The organism is uncultured Winogradskyella sp., assembly GCF_963975125.1.
Taxonomy (GTDB): Bacteria; Bacteroidota; Bacteroidia; order Flavobacteriales; family Flavobacteriaceae; genus Winogradskyella.
In genome coordinates this window covers 20,280-38,823 of sequence record NZ_CAXBGB010000009.1, presented here as the reverse complement: position 1 = coordinate 38,823, position 18,544 = coordinate 20,280, and the positions used below count along the sequence as shown (strand labels likewise).

Genomic DNA, 18,544 nt, shown 5'->3' with positions numbered 1-18,544 from the left:
CTGTCTAATTTTTACTCTTAAATTTATCAAAATCTGAAACTTCTTCAACCTTTGGAAAACTATTATTTTTAATATTGGTATCGGCATATTCAAAATTTGGATCTAACACTACTTTTTCAACTTGTTTAGATTTTATAAATGTTTTGGTGATTTCATACTCATTTAATCTCCAAATTTCTGCAGGTAAGACATCAATCTCGCTAGTTCCATCAGTAAATTGCCATTCAATGGTTACTGGCATAATAAGACCTCCAATATTTTTTACGGTAATCTCATAAATATTTTTACCAAAGAGTTGTTTCCGTATTTCTGGTTCATCAATTCGAGATAAAAACTGTCCATAAGCTTGGTCTGGCGTTGTTACCATTGTAATAGTTTCTGGTCCGCCAGCAAAATCTTTAGTATTTTCTCCTGCATTCTCAGCTTTAATACTTGCTTTTATAATCGTATTTTTATTTTCAATATTGTTTTCATCTGCAACTGTAAACCATTTTACGTTAGTTAACTCCATATCTACATTGTCCGTAGTAAAAAACCAACCTCTATAAAACCAATCTAAGTCAGCAGCAGTAGCATCTTCAAGGGTTCTAAATAAATCAGCCGGATTTGGGTGCTTGTATTTCCAGCGATTAGCATATTCTTTAAAAGCCTGATCAAATAATTCTTTACCAATAATAGACTTTCTTAACATTTGTAATCCTACTGTTGGTTTTTGATAATAATTAGCACCAAACTGACTTAATAATTCGTTATCAGAAGATGTCATTATTGGTCGCATTATACTCTTATCACCTGTCATAAATGGAACTATACTTTTAGGTACAGTATGAGGGTAATTAGGATAACGTTCTTCCATAGTGCGTTGGTGTATAAATGTATTTAATCCCTCATCCATCCACATCCATTGACGCTCATCTGAACTCACAATCATAGGAAACCAATTGTGTCCAACTTCATGTACTATTGTGCTAATCATACCTGCTTTAGCATTTTTGCTTATTTTTCCATTGATAGGTCTGCCACCATTGAAACTTATCATTGGAAATTCCATACCAATGTTAGATGTGTTTACAGAGATAGCAACAGGATATGGGTATTCAAATACAGCTTCAGAGTAAACTTCTAAAGCATTCTTTACGGCTAGTGTAGATGATTCGCTCCAAACAGGTAAACCTTCTTTTGGATAAAAGGACATAGCCATAACAGTATGTGTCTCTAGTGGTACAGCCTGTGCATCCCATATAAATTTACGTGATGATGCAAAGGCAAAGTCACGAACGTTTTCTGCTCTATATCTCCAGATTTTAGTTTTATTAGATTTCTTTTTCTCGTTTGCAATGGCTTCATCAGGAGTAATAATCAATAGTGGTTTATCTACTGATTTTCTTGCCTTAGCCATACGTTGTTGTTGGGTCTTTGTTAGTACCTCAGACTCATTTTTTAAATCTCCAGTGGAGGCGACGATATGGTCTGCTGGTACAGTAATTTCAACATCATAATCGCCAAACTCTAATGCAAACTCGCCTAGTTTCTGAAATTGTTTGTTTTGCCATCCCTCAGTATCATTATAAACAGCCATTCTAGGAAACCAATGCGCAATAAGGTAAACTGTATTGTTGTCTTCAGGGAAATACTCATAGCCTTCTCGAGATAATAAGTACATACTTCTATCGGTAATATAATAAGACCAACCAATAGAAAACGTAAGTGATTTACCTGCTTTTAAAGGTTGATTCAGTAACACTTTCATCATGGTGTTATTCACTAAAGATTTAATAGCATTGCCATCACTATCTTTAATATACTTTATAGAATAACCAGCCGGAAAATCAATAGCACGCGTTAAAAATTGCATGTGTCTTGTATTCATTGAATCGCGCACATTTCCGAATGCATAACCAAAGTCTTCATTCTCTTTTTTATTTACATTTTGCTCTAGTTGTATCCATAAGTATGTGAGGTCATCTGGAGAATTGTTGAAATAAGTGATCGTTTCATCACCACTTATGGTGTTATTTTTTTCATCGAGTTTGGCTTTAATTTTATAATCTGCACGTTGTTGCCAATAGGCTTTTCCTGGTGCACCACTTGCCGAACGATACACGTTTGGTTGAGGAATCATATTATCAATTGGTTCAAACTTTCCTCGGTATTTTTGATCTTGAGAAAAAGCAGTTGAGGAAATGAAAATAGAAAGTAAAAATGTTAGGATACGTTTCATGCGTTAATGGATTAATGAAATTGGATTACAAGGTAATAATTAAACGATTACATATTGAATTATATAAAAACTCAATTTTGTTTTTTGTTGGTGAAACTTAATCAGTTGCTTATCTTTGCAGCCCTTTTTAAAAGAAAATAAATATGACTGCAACAGGAAAATTAACCTTCGATGTATTAATAGAAATTCCGAAAGGAAGCCGTAATAAATATGAATACGATTTCGATTTAAAGAAAATTCGTTTCGACCGTATGCTATTTTCATCTATGATGTATCCAGCAGATTATGGTTTTATACCAGAAACACTTGCATTAGATGGTGATCCTTTAGATGTTTTAGTTATGGGAGGGGAACCTACGTTTCCGATGTGTGTGGTGGAGGTGAAGCCTATTGGAGTATTTCACATGGCAGACGAAAAAGGACCTGATGAAAAAGTGATTTGTGTGCCAGTTTCTGATCCTATATGGAATAATCTTAATGATTTGTCTGATATGAATCCGCATCAAATTAAAGAAATTGAACATTTTTTTCAAGTTTATAAAGATTTAGAAAAGAAAAGAGTAGATGTTGGTGGTTGGGGAAATGCTCAAGAGGCCTACGATATTCTCAACAAATGCATTGAGCGTTATGAAACTAGCGAGCATAAAACTAATGGTGATTTTGCGATCTAAACCTAATTATATAATAGCATTTATAGAGCCCTTTAGCAATTACAGCTAAAGGGTTTTTCTATTCTCGTCTATTTTGTTACTTTTGCCCAGCTAAATAATAAATTAAAAATTAAAATATATAATATGGAATCAATGATGATTTACATGCCAATTGCTTTGGCACTTTTAGGATTAATTTACATGATTATAAAACAATCGTGGGTTATGAAACAAGATGCTGGAGATGGTAAAATGAAAGAAATTTCAGATCATATCTACGAAGGAGCATTAGCATTCTTAAATGCAGAATATAGACTGCTTGCCATTTTTGTGGTTATTGTAGCTGCTTTATTAGCTGTAGTTGCTCATTTTGTTGAAACAACAAGTTATTTAATTATCATCGCTTTTGTTTGTGGAGCTGTGTTTTCTGCTTTCGCTGGTAACATCGGAATGAAAATAGCTACTAAAACAAATGTAAGAACAACACAAGCGGCTCGTACAAGTTTACCAAACGCACTTAAAATCTCTTTTGGAGGTGGAACAGTAATGGGTCTTGGTGTAGCTGGTTTAGCAGTATTAGGGTTAACAGTATTCTTTATTATATTTTTCCAGGTATTTATGGGAGGCGAATGGACCAATACAATGGATATGACTATTGTATTAGAAACATTAGCTGGTTTCTCTCTTGGAGCAGAATCTATTGCGTTATTCGCAAGAGTAGGTGGTGGTATTTATACTAAGGCTGCAGATGTTGGAGCTGATTTAGTTGGTAAAGTAGAAGCTGGTATCCCAGAAGATGATCCTCGTAATCCTGCTACAATTGCAGATAACGTTGGTGATAATGTAGGTGATGTTGCAGGTATGGGAGCTGATTTATTTGGATCTTATGTAGCAACAGTATTAGCTGCTATGGTTCTTGGTAACTATGTGATTAAAGATATGGGTGGATCAATCGATGACCTATTTGGAGGTATTGGCCCAATCTTATTGCCAATGGCAATTGCTGGTGCAGGAATTATCATTTCTATCATCGGTACCATGTTAGTAAAAATAAAAAGTAATGATGCCAAAGAAGCTCAAGTTATGGGAGCTTTAAATATTGGTAACTGGACTTCTATTATTTTAGTAGCTGTTTCATGTTTTGGTCTAGTAACATGGATGTTACCAGAAACCATGAAAATGAACTTCTTCGGTGAAGGATTAGTAGAAATTTCTGCAATGCGTGTATTTTATGCTACTTTAGTTGGATTGTTTGTAGGTGCAGTTATTTCTTCAGTAACAGAATATTACACAGGATTAGGGAAAAGCCCAATCTTAAAAATAGTACAACAGTCTTCTACAGGAGCTGGAACTAATATTATCGCTGGTCTTGCAACAGGTATGATATCTACATTCCCTTCAGTATTATTATTTGCTGGAGCGATTTGGGCATCTTACGCATTTGCAGGATTCTATGGTGTCGCTTTAGCTGCTTCTGCAATGATGGCTACAACTGCAATGCAGTTAGCAATTGATGCATTCGGCCCAATATCTGATAATGCAGGTGGTATTGCTGAAATGAGCGAACAAGAACCAATAGTAAGAGAACGTACAGATATTTTAGATTCAGTTGGTAATACAACTGCTGCAACTGGAAAAGGATTTGCAATCGCTTCTGCTGCATTAACGTCTTTAGCATTATTTGCTGCTTATGTAACGTTTACAGGAATTGACGGAATTAACATCTTTAAAGCACCAGTATTAGCAATGTTATTTGTTGGTGGTATGGTACCAGTAGTATTTTCTGCTTTAGCAATGAATGCTGTAGGTAAAGCTGCCATGGAAATGGTACAAGAAGTACGTCGTCAGTTTAGAGATATTCCTGGGATTATGGAAGGCACTGGAAAACCAGAATATGATAAATGTGTTGCTATATCTACACAAGCCTCTTTAAAAGAAATGATGTTGCCTGGTTTATTAACTATCGGATTTCCATTAGTAATTGCTTTTGTACCAATGTTATTTGGTATGGATAATCTTGCTATTGCAGAAATGTTAGGTGGTTATATGGCTGGTGTTACAGTTTCAGGTGTGTTATGGGCAATCTTCCAAAACAATGCAGGTGGTGCTTGGGACAACGCTAAGAAATCTTTTGAAGCTGGTGTAGAGATTAATGGAGAAATGACTTTTAAGGGTTCTGAGGCTCATAAAGCAGCTGTAACAGGTGATACTGTTGGAGATCCATTTAAAGATACGTCTGGTCCTTCAATGAACATCTTAATTAAATTAACATGTCTTATTGGTTTAGTAATTGCACCAATTTTAGGAGGTCATTCTTCCGAAACTGAAATGGCAAATATTGAAGATGAAGTTTCAATTGAAATGACAATAGAATCTAAAGATTTAGCAAAAGCAACAGTTAATTACTCAACTTCGAAAGAAGGGAAAAAAGTATCTGAAGTAATTATATTTGAAGGTACTAAAGCTGAAGTAGAGAAAAAACTAAACGCTTTTGAAGCTACATTAAAAAATGAAGGTGGTGAAGTTGAAAAAGTTATTGAAAAAATAGATATTACTAAAGGATAATATTTTATTATTTCGTTTTTAAGCCACACAATTCGTGTGGCTTTTTTATTTTTATAACCTATAGTTTACTCTAAATGTTAAAAAAAGACCCTTTACAAATCATTCCTTTTAATACTTATGGTGCAAAATCACATCTGTATCTCAAGGGCAGAGCTTTAGAAGATGAAGATATAGATTTAGATAAAAAAGGTTGGTTTAATCTTTTTGTGAATTCTTGGAAGCGTTTTGAAACCGATGAAATTAGAAATACGCCAGTGTCAATTACATTTCCAAATGGCAATACTATTACTTGTAATACCGATGATGAGGGTTATTTTTTTGTAGATGAAACAACGGAAAATATCTATGAGTTATTAGATGATGAAGGTTGGTTAAATTTTGTCGTCGCTTATGCATCTGAACATAAGAGAAAGATTCAACTTAAAAATAGATTTTCAGGAAAAATGCTTGTGCCAAGAGTAAATTCTAGTTTTGGAGTTATTAGCGATATTGATGATACAATATTACATACAGGTGTATCATCTCACTTAAAATGGCGTGTTATAGTAAACACAATATTTAAAACACCACATAAACGTAAAGTTTTAGAGGGATCTGCTGAGTTTTATCATTTATTACATCGCGGAAAATCGAATAAAGATGCTAATCCTGTTTTTTATGTGAGTAATAGCCCTTGGAATTTATATCGCTATCTAGAGTTCTTTTTAAGGATAAATAATTTCCCGAAAGGGCCTATTTTACTAAGAGATCTTAGGACACCTTTTGATCGCACACCAAAAACTGAATTAGCACATAAATATCATGAGATTTATAATATCCTAAATACGTATCCAAATTTAAAATTTATTCTTATTGGTGACTGTGGTGAAAAAGACGCGTATATATATTTAGATATAGTTAAGAAATTTCCTAAAAGGATTACAGGAATTTATTTAAGAAGTGTTCAGCATTCTAAACGAATGAAACGTATTTCTAATTTATTTAAAAATTATGGTGAAGTTCCTGTGCTAATTATTAAAACAAGTAATCAGGCCTTAAACCATGCAAGAAAACATGGGTTTATTGCTTAGAACAAACCATTAATCTGAGCATCGATTTTATTAATAATGCCACCTAAATCTTCTGGATTTGCAACGAAATCTAAATTATCTACATCAATGATTAATAAGTTGCCTTTGTCGTACTTAGTAATCCAAGCTTCATAGCGCTCATTTAATCGACTTAGATAATCAATACTAATGGTGTTTTCATAGTCTCGACCGCGTTTATGAATTTGAGCAACTAAATTAGGAATAGAACTACGTAAGTAAATTAATAAATCGGGACCTTTAACGAAAGACTCCATCAATTGAAAAAGCGATGAATAGTTTTCGAAATCGCGATTTGTCATTAAACCCATTGCATGAAGATTAGGTGCGAAAATATGCGCATCTTCATAAATGGTTCTATCTTGGATAATGTCTTTTCCGCTATCTTGAATTTGATTTACTTGACGGAATCTACTGTTTAAGAAATAGACCTGTAAGTTGAAACTCCAACGTTCCATCTGATTGTAAAAATCATCTAAATACGGATTGTCAACAACGTCTTCTAATTGGGCTTCCCACTTATAATGTTTAGCGAGTAATTTTGTGAGCGTTGTTTTACCTGCTCCTATATTTCCTGCAACGGCAACATGCATAATTTATTCAATTTTTAGTTGGTATTGACGTAGTGTTTTGTCGTCGTAAATATACAAGGTTTCATTGGTTACCAAAAACTGATTTATTAACAAATTTGGATGTTCAATAGATTCAATTTTAAGTTTATTTTTTTGCAATATGTATAGACGTTCAGCCTTTCTTAATACCAAATGCGCTTTGCTAAATGCGAGACTTTCATAACCTTCATTTGTGTGTTTTGCAATTAAACTTCCAAAATAATTGTAGATATATAAAAAGTTCTCTGTGAGCATATAACAATTGTTATAGTCACTTTTTAGATCTAAAACGTCCGATTGCACAGGTACAGTTTTTAGTCTTATTTTATTGGTTTTATAATCAAACAGTTCTAATTGCTGCAAATCTTGATTAAATACCCAAAGCGTATTGTCAAAACCTGTAGAAACAAAGCTTACATTCTTATAAGGTTGAATTCTGTTGAAGTCGATTTTATAAATCTCTGCTAAACGATTGTCTAGTATTATTACAGTATTGAAATTTTGGTAAAATAAATTTATTTTTAAGGAATTAAAGGTATTTGCTGAAGTGATTTCTCCTAATTGAAAATTTGAATATGTAATTGTGGTGTCTTTTGTTTTTTTGTGAAATGAATTGTCTTTAGTCGCGTAATAGAGTGTCTCAAATGCATCTACTCCAAAGATACTCTTGGCCTTTAAGTAGGTAGAATCTTTTATACTTGCCTTTACTTGTTGCTGAGAAAAACAATTAAAACCAAACAGAAATAATATATAAAATAACTTGCGCATAGAGTAAAGCAAATTACAAAAATTGAATCATAAAATTACTTACTAAAGCAGGTATCTCTAAAAAGAGATAGTTATACTCTTTAAACTACCAATTTATAGCCAAAACCTCGAACATTAATAATTTGAACACTTTTATCATATTTAAGCTTTTTACGAAGCTTAGTAATAAAGACATCCATGCTTCTGGCAGAAAAGAAATCATCCGTTCCCCAAAGTTTATTCAATATTAAAGAACGATCCAATACTTCATTCTTGTTTTTTATGAGATGAAATAAAAGGTGTGCTTCTCTATGAGTTAATTGCGATGAGTTTTCATCTTTATATCGCAATTGCTGTTTTGGAAAATTGAATGTATAGTCACCTATTTCTATAATATCTGAAATCTTCTGAATTTTAGAGCGATTTAATAAACCATGAATTCTTACAATGAGTTCTTCCATACTAAAAGGCTTTTTGAGGTAGTCGTTACCTCCAATAGAAAAACCTTCGACCACATCAGCGGTTTGGGATTTAGCAGTTAAGAATATTATTGGTATGGCATCATCTATAGCTCTAACTTCTTTTGCAAGTGTGAAGCCATCTTTTTTAGGCATCATAACATCTAAAACTAAAATTTCAGGGCTCTCAGATTTATACTTTTCAAAGGCTTTCTCACCATTATCACATAAAATAACTTCGAAATCTCGAGTCTCTAGACTTTCTTTTATAATCTGTCCAAGAGCTGCTTCGTCTTCAGCTAATAATAATTTTATGTTATCAACCATTTGGCAGTGTAATTTTAAATGTGGTTAAATTTTTATTTAATTCTAAGTCAATGAAACCTTTATGTTTTTCTATAATTGTTTTAGTGTAATATAAACCAATACCAAAGCCTTTAACATTATGAGTGTTACCTTTTGGAACGCGATAAAATTTTTCGAAAACACGTTCTTTATTAGCTTTGGTCAATGTATTACCATTATCTGATATTAAAATATCTAAGACTTTTTCTTTAGGAACTAAATCTATCGAAATTATAGAACCACCGTACTTAACGGCATTGTCTATAATATTATTTAAGGCATTTTCAAAATGAAACACATCAACATTGGCAGGTAAATTTTCAACCTTAAAACTGGTATTAAATTCCTTTTCAGTAAATCGAATTTTGTAACGACTCACTAATGAGTTGAGTAAGTTTACTATGTCAATAGATTCTTTATTTAATTCTAAACTATCGCTATCTAAAGTAGCCGTTTCAAGCAGTTTTTCGACCATAGTATTGAGTTTACCTAACTGTTCAGAAGACATGCTAATGTATTTTTTAGTTTTCTCTTTATCTTCAATGGCGTTAAAATTACTAATGCTTTCTAAAGCCACACCAATTGTAGCAATTGGTGTTTTAAACTCGTGTGTAATATTACTGATAAGGTCGTTTTTTACTTCAGCAAGTTGTTTTTGGCGTTTAATGATTTTTAGTAAATAAAACAGACAGCTTATAACCGCTAAAATTAATAGTGTAGAAATTAAAATGCCAGCTAAGCCTCTCTTTAAAATAGTTGCAGTCTCATTTGTAAAACCAATTAAAAGTGTACTGTCTTTTGGTAAAAAAGTAGATTTAGAAGTGGTCGTTAAAGTTCCATTTTTTTTTAAAATAGAATCATTTAATGTTTTTAAAAGATCAGCCGAAGATTTCCTATTTGTTTTACCTTTATCGTAATATAATTTATAGTTAACAGCTAAATTTTTTCTATCTAATTCAAGTTTAACTAAACTATCTACTTCATTTAAATTTATACTGTCATTACTAATAGAAATAATTACTTTAGAGGTTAACATTTCAATTTCTTTAAAGTCAAAATCTTTGTTTTGGGTTTTAAGGCTATCGATTCTTAGTTTAAATGCATTTGGTGATATAGAAGGATGAATTTTACTATGCTCTTTTTCTATAGAATCTACTTTAAACCCTCTAACTATAGTTATATCTTCTATGTGATTAATATCCAATGAGTCAAGGTTCTGAAATTCTTTTTTTGATTCATCAATGTTTTTTAAAAACCTGTCTAATTCACCACCTTCTTTAAAAGCATCTTTCTGTTGATCTCCTTCAAGAAAAATACCGAAAGTTGTACGTTCAGCTAAGTTTGCATAATAATCATCTACAGCCCTATCAACACTTATCTGCACTTCGTTAATAAGTTGTTGCTTATTAGTTTGATAGTTCTTATAATTCCAATAAATCTGAATACCTATCGTTGCAATTATTACGGCAACGATTGTATACAAAATCCATTTATACCTTTTGTCATTCATATTTCAAATGTATAAAGTTATATCTTAGTAGCACTAATTGGTTAACACACGTTAACGTTCGTTAACTCAAAAACAGAATAAGTATTAAGATATTTGTGATGTAATAATTATAAAATCAATAATCCATGAAATCGAAAACTCACAAAAACCTAAGCTTTAATAAATTTTTGAGTAAAACTTTTTTTCTATGCATAGTATTACTTATACCTTTTTTAGGTTTTAGCCAATCTATAATAGAAAAAGAATTAGAAACTGTAAAAGTTGAAGCGCTGAGTATAGAAGTTACTATAGACTCAGTTGAGGAACTCGAATCTGCTTTTAAAGAACAAGATCTAGATGAGTTATTTAAAATGATGGACGTTGATGAAGATATAACCTTTAAGCTTAACTGTAGTTTTGAAGAGACTAAGTCTAAATTGAAAGGGTCTATGACATATACTATTAAAGGAAAAGCTAATGAGAAAGAGAAACTTTTAAAAAGCATTTTAAAAGCGAAAGCTTCAGCGTTAAAGTTTTATAATTTAAAAAACAGAAACTAATGACAACAGTAATTAGAATTATAGTTTTAGCACTAACAGTAGTCTTCTCTTCAGTTAATGCCCAAGATTTTCAAGGTGTTGCAACATACAAAACACAACGAAAAATTGATATTAAAATGGATAGCACTCAGATGAATTCTGAAATGCATACTAAGATGATGGAGATGATGAAAAAGCAATTTCAAAAAACATTTCAATTAACTTTTAATAAAGAGGCGTCTTTATATAAGGAAGATGTCGCCTTAGATAAGCCACAAGCTGCAATGAGAGGAGAATTTCAGATAGTAATGGTTGGTAATGGAGGTGGGTCTGATGTGCTATATAAAAACACAAAGGATAATCGCTATGCAGACCAAAAAGATACTATGGGTAAAATCTTTTTAGTTAAAGATGAATTTAAAAAAATAGATTGGAAACTTGAAGCCGAAACTAAGTATATAGGAGAATATCAATGCTACAAAGCAACCTATACTAAGCAGGTAGAGGTGTTTAATAATACTGGATTTAGTATGGACTCTGACGACAAAAAAGAAGATAAAAAACCAGTGATGGAAGAACGTACAGTTACCGCTTGGTACACACCTCAAATTCCTGTAAACAATGGACCTGCAATGTATCAAGGTTTACCAGGCTTAATTTTAGAAGTACATGATGGAAAACTAACCATTATCTGCAGTAAAATTGTGCTGAATCCAGAGGATAGAGTAAAAATTGAAGAGCCTATAAAAGGAAAAGAAGTCAATCAAGAAAAGTACGATGAGATTATGGATAAGAAAAATAAGGAAATGATGGAACGTTATGCTCCCAGAAAAGGTCGTAAAGGAGAAGGTATCTCAATTACTATTGGTGGCTAAATAGTATAGAAAATAATATGAAAGGGAAACAAGTTTTAAATAAACAGATGGTTTAGATTGATAATTTTATGATAAACAAAATTTATTTTGTTTAATATTTTTTTATATTTGTTAAACAAATTAAAATTAAGATCATCTTTATTATCAAATCAATCTTATTAAAAATCAGCCTCTTTGTATTCACAGTATTACTGCCGATTAGTGTAAAAAAAAATAAAAAATCAACCATTCAAGAATTTCAAGGGAGGCATTTTATGTTTCTAAGGTGACATTGAATTTAGGAAGTTGGGGCTCAAGAATGAGTGAAGCACAAAAGAAGCAAGTACAGGTTAGAATGAAAAATAGACTAGAAAAAAATTATGTACTTAGCTTTAATAAAGAAGAGTCCACATTCTATGAAGATGAAAAATTAGATGCGATGTCTGGTGCTACAGATTCTTGGGGAAAAAACTTTACACCTGGAATGCAATACAAAAATGTAAAGACCAATTCTCAAATTCAGAGTCAAGAATTTTATGGCAAGCAATTTTTAGTAAAGGATAAATTACAAGTAATTGATTGGAAATTGGGTGCTAAGACTAAACAAATTGGAAAGTACACATGTTTTAAAGCTACAGCTTCTATTCCCACAATTGAGTTGACTTGGTATAATTTTTCTTGGGATAGTCAAAGAAGTTCAAATGAGAAAAAGATTGATTCTACAGGTGCAGAAATTGATGAAGAAGCAATAATTGACATGACTGAAGTAGAAGCCTGGTACACACCACAAATTCCTGTTGGTCATGGACCTCTAGAATATTGGGGACTTCCTGGTTTAATTATAGAAGTTAGTGCAGGTAATACAATTATGCTTTGTTCTAAAATTGTAATGAACCCAGATGAGAAAGTTGAGATTGAAGCTTCTGAAAAAGGAAAGGTGGTTTCTAAAAATGAATATAATGAAATTATTGTAGAAAAAATGAAAGAATTCCGTAATAATCGAGGAAGAAGACGTTGATATTTTCTTTAACAAGAGTTTAACGTATTGCAATTTAACTTTCGGCTTCTTTTGTAGTCTAATTAATTATTAATCTATGTTGAGGAATAATACCGTGTAATTTTTTTAGTATAAACAAAAAAATATAAGATTACATTTATTAGACAACATTAACCTTTTAAGATGAAGACACCACTATTAAAATTTACATTATTACTAGTATTTGTTAGCACAATTTCATTTGCACAAGATTTTCAAGGAAAAGCGTATTACCAAACCAAGACCACAATGGATTTAGATCAATTTGGTGGTAGAGATATGAGTCCAGAACGTAAAAAGCAAATGGAAGAGCGAATGAAAAGTTTTTTGGAAAAACAATATATACTTACCTTTAATAAAACAGAATCTATTTACAAAGAAGATGAAAAACTAGAAGCTCCAGGTGGAGGAGCAAGAGGATTTGGCGGTTTTGCCAGTAGTTTTTCTGGAGGACCAAAATATAAAAATGTAAAAACTAAAGAGTTATTACAAGATCAGGAGTTTTTTGGTAAACAATTTTTAATTAAAGACAAATTAAAAACACTCGAGTGGAAAATGGGTACAGAAACCAAACAAATTGGTAAATACATGTGCTTTAAAGCAACAGCAACTAAAATTGTAGACCAGTTTGATTGGCGCAGTATGCGAAGAAGAGGTGGAAACGATAAAGATGAGAAAAAAGAAGGGAAAGTCGCTAAAGACTCTATGAAAACGACTGATGTAGCTGATGCAAATTCAGTCGATCCAATGAGTGAGATTGAAGTCCCTAAAACTATAGAAGTTGTGGCATGGTACACACCACAAATTCCGATTAATCAAGGGCCAGATGATTATTGGGGTTTACCAGGTTTAATATTAGAGATTAACGCAGATCGTACAACAATTTTATGTACCAAGATTGTAATGAACCCTGAAGAAAAAGAGGATATTGATAAACCTGAAAAAGGAGAAGAAGTTACACAGGCAGAATACACTAAGATCATTACAAAAAAAATGCAGGAAATGCGTGAGATGTATAGTGGACGTGGAGGTCGCGGAGGTGGACATGGAGGCCGAAGAAACTAAAATTTGAACCTATTTATAAGACAATGATTGCGCTTCAAATGAAGTAACTTAATTAACCAATCAAAAAGAAAACAATCAAACCATGAAAAAATTATTAGCACTACTATGTGTATTAGTAGCAGGTAGTTCATTTGCTCAAATTAAAATGCAAGGTGTTGTAAAAGACAGCATAGGCACACCATTAGAACTTGCCAATATTATTGCCATCAATCAAGAAACGAACACCTTAGAGTCTTATGCCATAACCAATGATAAAGGTAAATATGTGTTGTCTCTAGGAAAAAATGGCAAGTACAAAGTACAAGTAAGTTACATTGGCCTTAAAACTTCTGAAGTGATAGTCTCTACTCAAGAAACAGACATAACAAAAGATTTTACGTTATTACCCGATAATTCTTTAGACGCAGTTGAGTTAACCTACGAAATGCCAGTTACTGTAAGAGGTGATACCTTAATCTATAATGCAGATTCATTTAAGAATGGCTCTGAGCGAAAATTAGAAGATGTACTTAAGAAATTGCCTGGTGTAGAAATTAATACTGATGGGCAGATTGAAGTTGAAGGTAAAGTTGTAAATAAATTGATGGTCAATGGTAAAGATTTTTTTGATGGTGATACTAAATTGGCAACAAAAAATATCCCATCTAATGCTGTTGATAAAGTGCAGGTTTTACGTAATTATGCAGAAGTAGGACAGTTAAGTGGAGTACAGAATAATCAAGATAATGTAGCTATTAATATTAAACTTAAGGAAGGAAAAGAAAACTTCTGGTTTGGAGATATTACAGCTGGTGCTGGTACAGCACCATCACCAAATGATGAGTTATATTTAATGCAACCAAAGTTATTTTATTATAGCCCAAAATATAGTATCAACCTTATTGGTGATATGAATAATATTGGTGAAGTAGTTTTAACAAATAGAGATATTAGAAATTTTGGAGGAGGCTTTAGAAGGCCAAGTAGAACAAGTGGTACAAGTATTAATTTAGGTAATAATGGTCTTAGAGGATTAACTAGCATAGCCAATGCTCAAGAAGTGGTAACTAAACTAGCTACAGCTAATTTTAGTTACTCACCAAATAAATCATTAGATTTAAGCGGTTTTGTTATCTACAATAGTAGCAGATTAAGAACAAGAGAAGATAGTTTTATCGATTATATAGAAATTGAAGACGATCCAACTACACCACAAGATGAATCGGCTGGTTTACCACCAGACGAATCTACAATACAACTTGGTAGAGAAGCAACGAATCAAGCCATTGCAAAGTTAAGTGCATCTTATAAGCCTAATGTTAATAATCAATTAGATTATGATGTTTTAGGTCGTATATCAGACGATCAAGAAAGGCAGAATGTATTTTCTTCTATTGTTGGCCAAACCAATCAAATTGATGAGGCTAAGCCATATAGTATTAATCAAAATGTGAGTTACTACTATACATTAAATGAGAATAATATTTTTGCTTTTGAAGCACAACATTTACTAAAAGATGAAGATCCTTTTTATAATGCGCTGTTAGTTAATGACCCAGACCCAAGTAATAGCGATGTATTTGATACCACTGCTTCGGGATTAGGGTTAGACCAAGATCAGTTTGGTTATAATATTAATCAAGAACGACGTGTAAAGTCTAATCAGCTAGATGCAAAATTAGATTATTACAATATATTGAATGCGAAAAGTAACATTAATCTTACTTTAGGGACAATTTTAAGTAATCAGCAATTTAATTCTAATATCTTCCAGTTTTTAGACGATGGTTCGTTATTTAACCCAACTCCAACCTTTAATGATGGTAGAGATTCTAATGATGTTGAGTATAATTTCAGTGATTTATATGTAGGAGTACATTACAGATTTAAGACAGGTAAATTTACATTTACGCCAGGTGTATCTTTCCATGCTTATGGAAATAAAAACACACAAGGTGGTGAAACATTTGAAGATAATTTCTTTAATGTGCTGCCAGATTTTGAAGCTCGGGTACAGTTTAAGAAAAGTGAGAGCTTACAGTTTAATTATAATATGACAAACACCTTTACCGATGTTACTAATATCGCTGAAGGATTAGTATTAAACAATTATAACAGCATCCAGTTTGGTAATCCAGAGTTACAAAATGCGCTATCCCACAATTTAAGATTATTTTATAGTAGTTTTAATCTCTTTAACTATACTAACGTTTTTGCTGGTGCTAATTATAGTAAAAATATAGACCAGATTAGATCATTAACTAATTTTGAAAGTGTTATTAGAACAAGCACGTTCTTTAACTCGCAATTTGCAGATGAGAGTGCTTCTGTTTTTGGTAGAGTGCAACGTACTTTTGGTAAAATAAGAGCGAGTCTTAGAGCTAACTTTAATTACAGTTTAAATAATCAGTTTATTCAAGGAAGACAATCTGTGAATGAAAGTTTTACGCAAAGTTACACACCAGAATTACGCACTAATTTTAGAGAAGCGCCAAACGTAAGATTAAGGTATGGTTATTCCGTGAGAACTAACGACCAAGGTTCTAATTCTACAAAGTTTATCACTAATACACCATCTGTAGAGTTTGATGCTTATATATGGGATTCACTGACCTTTATTACTGATTTTAGTTATACCAGCCAAGAGAGTAATGGAGAAATAGATACTTTTAAGACTTGGAACGCTTCGTTAAGCTATAGAAAAGACAGAGATGCAAAATGGGAATATTCTCTTAGAGCCTCTAACTTATTAGATATAGATTCTAATATTAGTAATGGTGCAGGTAATATTTCTGTATTTAGCTCAGAGACATTTGTGCAACCACGTTTTATAACCTTTAGATTTACTTATACATTATAATATTAAAATAGCCTCCTCAATTGAGGAGGCTATTTTATGTTTTCTTAATTTTTAATAATACGTTTGGTTATTTCTCCGTCATCAGATTGGAGCGTTATAAAGTAGCTCCCATCTGCATAGGGTTGCAATTCTAGAGAAGTTTCAAGTGTGTTTAATGGTTTAGAGATTAGCGTTTGTCCCAAAACGTTTGTCATTTTTAAATGTGTTAAAACAGTTTTAGATGTAATAAAAATAGTTCCATTTGTAGGATTTGGATAAAGCAAAATCTTTGTCTTAACCAATTTGTCAATATTTAGTCTATTTGTAAAAGCAGTGATACTTGTATTTGTTATAATTGGTAGATTAAAATCAAACAAGATTTCAGCAGTATTTTCAAAAACAGTATCAATATCATAACCAGTTGTTGGTTTTATTTTAAATGATATAAAACCTTTACTATTGGGTTCGTCGTTAGTGCTATCTGGCAAATTTATATTTCTAAATTCCCATTCTAAATCTTGTTCATCTATTTTGAGTTGGTACGAATGGCTGGCACTAAGCATTATTATTGTATTTGCATTGAGCTCATCTGTTAAGAAATCTTTAATAACTACATTTTGTGCACTTGCGCTTCCTGTATTTTGAAATCTAATCGTATAAAACAAATAGTTATCAGTTGTAAAATCTTCATACACAATTGTACCTCCATGCCCTTCTAATTTATCATTAGGATCAAATGAACCTATAACAGTAACATTGATTTCAAAAGTGTTATCATCTAAGTTAATATCATTAATACCATCAGCAGTTATATCAGCAGAAAAAGTTAAGATGTCATCAATATTAACATCAGGTGGTGTATTTGTATTTAATGTAATATCTATAGTCCTAGTTTCAAAAGGAGCTAAATCTGTAAAAGGTATAGTTAATGTGTTTGCTGATAGCGTTGCGTTTAGATTAGAAGAGCTTACAAATGTGGTAAGGACATCGAATGTATATGTAATAGTTCCTGCTGCAATATAAGATGAGCCAAGGTTTTGATACGTAATTAATTGCTCTGTATCGAATCCTGGGTTTGGTGAATTCACAGGTGTAATATTTATGGCTATATCATCATAAGGAGTAGTGATGTCGATAGGAATATCATAATTAATTATTTCACCTGGAATTATATATTGATCTAGAATAGTTGGTGACTCAACTGAAAAGTAATCGATAAAACTATCTTCAATAACATATTCAAAGTCATAACTATTGCTATCATTATTATCGAATATATAATACTGGTTAGAATCCGTATTTAGAGTAATTTCATCACCATTATTTACGGTATAGTTTAAATATCCATTCGGAAAAACCATTTCATCGTTGTCTTTAACATTATTACCATTAGTGTCAATAAAAGCATTTAGTATAAAACCAGTACAATCTACAGTGTCAAAGAAATTGGTATTGGTAGTTTCTGTCATTTCTATAAACCCATCACTACCACTAAAATTTGTAACCATGAGCATATAAATTTCTCCAGGCAGTACGGATGGTATCTCAACATTTTCAACTGCTGAGGCACTGAAACTACAGTCAACTATGTTCCCGTCCATAAGATCATCAGCGCTGCAAGTAACATCAGTAAATGGTCCCCAAACAATAAAATCTACATCTAACAATTGACCACTACCATCCATTTCTGTGAATTGTGATATTTGAAAATTTACATCACCAGTTGTAGCAATAGGAATATAAAACCAAGTTGGTCTGGGTTGTGAGCCAAGGCAACCGTAATCGAAGTTGGGTTCAGAAACGGTATCAACTGTAGTATTAGGAAATACAGAACCAAAAGAACCACATAGCGATGTTGCATCTGCACAAGTGTTTTGTGCATTAGAAAATCCAATAAATAAAAAGAGAAGAATGAGGGAGAACGTAATTTTTTTCATAATTAATTGATTATACTATATAGGTAAGATACAAAAAAGTAGATATGGTTGCGTGAAACATCTTATGAATTACAAAATAAAACCTTCAATTACGAAACGTCGTAACCAAAGGCTTTACTGT

At 32.1% G+C, this 18,544-nt stretch carries 14 protein-coding genes; 8 read left to right on the top strand and 6 right to left on the bottom strand.

Annotated elements, in window-relative coordinates:
* Positions 1–4: 4 nt before the first annotated feature.
* Positions 5–2,221, bottom strand: a complete 2,217-nt coding sequence (locus AAC053_RS02670; RefSeq protein ID WP_339752455.1) for a M1 family metallopeptidase — start codon at positions 2,219–2,221, stop codon at positions 5–7.
* A 143-nt stretch (positions 2,222–2,364) separates the two neighbouring features.
* On the opposite strand from AAC053_RS02670, the gene AAC053_RS02665 reads away from it, so the two are divergent.
* The 3 genes from AAC053_RS02665 to AAC053_RS02655 all read left to right on the top strand — a co-directional run bounded on the left by AAC053_RS02665 (position 2,365) and on the right by AAC053_RS02655 (position 6,506).
* The gene (locus AAC053_RS02665) at positions 2,365–2,892 is read left to right on the top strand and encodes an inorganic diphosphatase (protein WP_339752452.1); all 528 of its coding nucleotides are present in this window, start codon (positions 2,365–2,367) and stop codon (positions 2,890–2,892) included.
* A gap of 123 nt (positions 2,893–3,015) precedes the next feature.
* Positions 3,016–5,436 carry a sodium-translocating pyrophosphatase gene (locus AAC053_RS02660; RefSeq protein WP_339752450.1) on the top strand — a complete coding sequence of 807 codons (2,421 nt, stop codon included), beginning with the start codon at positions 3,016–3,018 and terminating at the stop codon, positions 5,434–5,436.
* 74 nt (positions 5,437–5,510) lie between these two features.
* Positions 5,511–6,506 carry a phosphatase domain-containing protein gene (locus tag AAC053_RS02655; RefSeq protein WP_339752447.1) on the top strand — a complete coding sequence of 332 codons (996 nt, stop codon included), beginning with the start codon at positions 5,511–5,513 and terminating at the stop codon, positions 6,504–6,506.
* Here the strand turns inward: AAC053_RS02655 and AAC053_RS02650 are convergent.
* The 4 genes from AAC053_RS02650 to AAC053_RS02635 all read right to left on the bottom strand — a co-directional run bounded on the left by AAC053_RS02650 (position 6,503) and on the right by AAC053_RS02635 (position 10,195).
* Positions 6,503–7,117 carry a deoxynucleoside kinase gene (locus AAC053_RS02650; protein WP_339752445.1) on the bottom strand — a complete coding sequence of 205 codons (615 nt, stop codon included), beginning with the start codon at positions 7,115–7,117 and terminating at the stop codon, positions 6,503–6,505. The genes AAC053_RS02655 and AAC053_RS02650 overlap by 4 nt on opposite strands.
* Before the next feature lie 3 nt (positions 7,118–7,120).
* Complete coding sequence (locus AAC053_RS02645) at positions 7,121–7,903, bottom strand: hypothetical protein (protein WP_339752443.1); 783 nt, start codon at positions 7,901–7,903, stop codon at positions 7,121–7,123.
* Between the two features lie 80 nt (positions 7,904–7,983).
* Positions 7,984–8,667: a response regulator transcription factor gene (locus AAC053_RS02640; RefSeq protein ID WP_339752440.1), complete on the bottom strand. Its 684-nt coding sequence runs from the start codon at positions 8,665–8,667 to the stop codon at positions 7,984–7,986.
* Positions 8,660–10,195, bottom strand: coding sequence for an ATP-binding protein (locus tag AAC053_RS02635; RefSeq protein ID WP_339752438.1), 1,536 nt, complete (start codon positions 10,193–10,195; stop codon positions 8,660–8,662). The genes AAC053_RS02640 and AAC053_RS02635 overlap by 8 nt, the downstream gene beginning before the upstream one ends.
* A gap of 167 nt (positions 10,196–10,362) precedes the next feature.
* Here AAC053_RS02635 and AAC053_RS02630 point away from each other — a divergent pair, with 167 nt between their 5' ends.
* The 5 genes from AAC053_RS02630 (at position 10,363) to AAC053_RS02610 (ending at position 16,507) form a co-directional block, all read left to right on the top strand.
* A complete protein-coding gene (locus tag AAC053_RS02630) occupies positions 10,363–10,734 on the top strand; it encodes a hypothetical protein (RefSeq protein WP_339752436.1) in 372 nt (123 codons plus the stop codon).
* Positions 10,734–11,588: a GLPGLI family protein gene (locus AAC053_RS02625; RefSeq protein ID WP_339752433.1), complete on the top strand. Its 855-nt coding sequence runs from the start codon at positions 10,734–10,736 to the stop codon at positions 11,586–11,588. The genes AAC053_RS02630 and AAC053_RS02625 overlap by 1 nt, the downstream gene beginning before the upstream one ends.
* A gap of 298 nt (positions 11,589–11,886) precedes the next feature.
* Positions 11,887–12,585 carry a GLPGLI family protein gene (locus AAC053_RS02620; RefSeq protein WP_339752430.1) on the top strand — a complete coding sequence of 233 codons (699 nt, stop codon included), beginning with the start codon at positions 11,887–11,889 and terminating at the stop codon, positions 12,583–12,585.
* 162 nt (positions 12,586–12,747) lie between these two features.
* Entirely contained in the window at positions 12,748–13,668 is a 921-nt protein-coding gene (locus AAC053_RS02615) for a GLPGLI family protein (protein ID WP_339752427.1), read from the top strand.
* An 82-nt stretch (positions 13,669–13,750) separates the two neighbouring features.
* Positions 13,751–16,507 carry a TonB-dependent receptor gene (locus AAC053_RS02610; RefSeq protein ID WP_339752424.1) on the top strand — a complete coding sequence of 919 codons (2,757 nt, stop codon included), beginning with the start codon at positions 13,751–13,753 and terminating at the stop codon, positions 16,505–16,507.
* Between the two features lie 44 nt (positions 16,508–16,551).
* Here AAC053_RS02610 and AAC053_RS02605 read toward each other — a convergent pair whose 3' ends face one another.
* Positions 16,552–18,423 carry a T9SS type A sorting domain-containing protein gene (locus AAC053_RS02605; protein WP_339752421.1) on the bottom strand — a complete coding sequence of 624 codons (1,872 nt, stop codon included), beginning with the start codon at positions 18,421–18,423 and terminating at the stop codon, positions 16,552–16,554.
* Positions 18,424–18,544: the final 121 nt, after the last annotated feature.

What these genes read in the sequence shown, in the direction of transcription:
- AAC053_RS02620 (WP_339752430.1), top strand. Translation starts at nt 11,887, where the DNA reads ATGAGTGAAGCACAAAAGAAGCAAGTACAGGTTAGAATGAAAAATAGA.
- AAC053_RS02635 (WP_339752438.1), bottom strand. Translation starts at nt 10,195, where the DNA reads ATGAATGACAAAAGGTATAAATGGATTTTGTATACAATCGTTGCCGTA.
- AAC053_RS02655 (WP_339752447.1), top strand. Translation starts at nt 5,511, where the DNA reads ATGTTAAAAAAAGACCCTTTACAAATCATTCCTTTTAATACTTATGGT.
- AAC053_RS02645 (WP_339752443.1), bottom strand. Translation starts at nt 7,903, where the DNA reads ATGCGCAAGTTATTTTATATATTATTTCTGTTTGGTTTTAATTGTTTT.
- AAC053_RS02665 (WP_339752452.1), top strand. Translation starts at nt 2,365, where the DNA reads ATGACTGCAACAGGAAAATTAACCTTCGATGTATTAATAGAAATTCCG.
- AAC053_RS02640 (WP_339752440.1), bottom strand. Translation starts at nt 8,667, where the DNA reads ATGGTTGATAACATAAAATTATTATTAGCTGAAGACGAAGCAGCTCTT.
- AAC053_RS02625 (WP_339752433.1), top strand. Translation starts at nt 10,734, where the DNA reads ATGACAACAGTAATTAGAATTATAGTTTTAGCACTAACAGTAGTCTTC.
- AAC053_RS02605 (WP_339752421.1), bottom strand. Translation starts at nt 18,423, where the DNA reads ATGAAAAAAATTACGTTCTCCCTCATTCTTCTCTTTTTATTTATTGGA.
- AAC053_RS02610 (WP_339752424.1), top strand. Translation starts at nt 13,751, where the DNA reads ATGAAAAAATTATTAGCACTACTATGTGTATTAGTAGCAGGTAGTTCA.
- AAC053_RS02670 (WP_339752455.1), bottom strand. Translation starts at nt 2,221, where the DNA reads ATGAAACGTATCCTAACATTTTTACTTTCTATTTTCATTTCCTCAACT.
- AAC053_RS02650 (WP_339752445.1), bottom strand. Translation starts at nt 7,117, where the DNA reads ATGCATGTTGCCGTTGCAGGAAATATAGGAGCAGGTAAAACAACGCTC.
- AAC053_RS02615 (WP_339752427.1), top strand. Translation starts at nt 12,748, where the DNA reads ATGAAGACACCACTATTAAAATTTACATTATTACTAGTATTTGTTAGC.
- AAC053_RS02660 (WP_339752450.1), top strand. Translation starts at nt 3,016, where the DNA reads ATGGAATCAATGATGATTTACATGCCAATTGCTTTGGCACTTTTAGGA.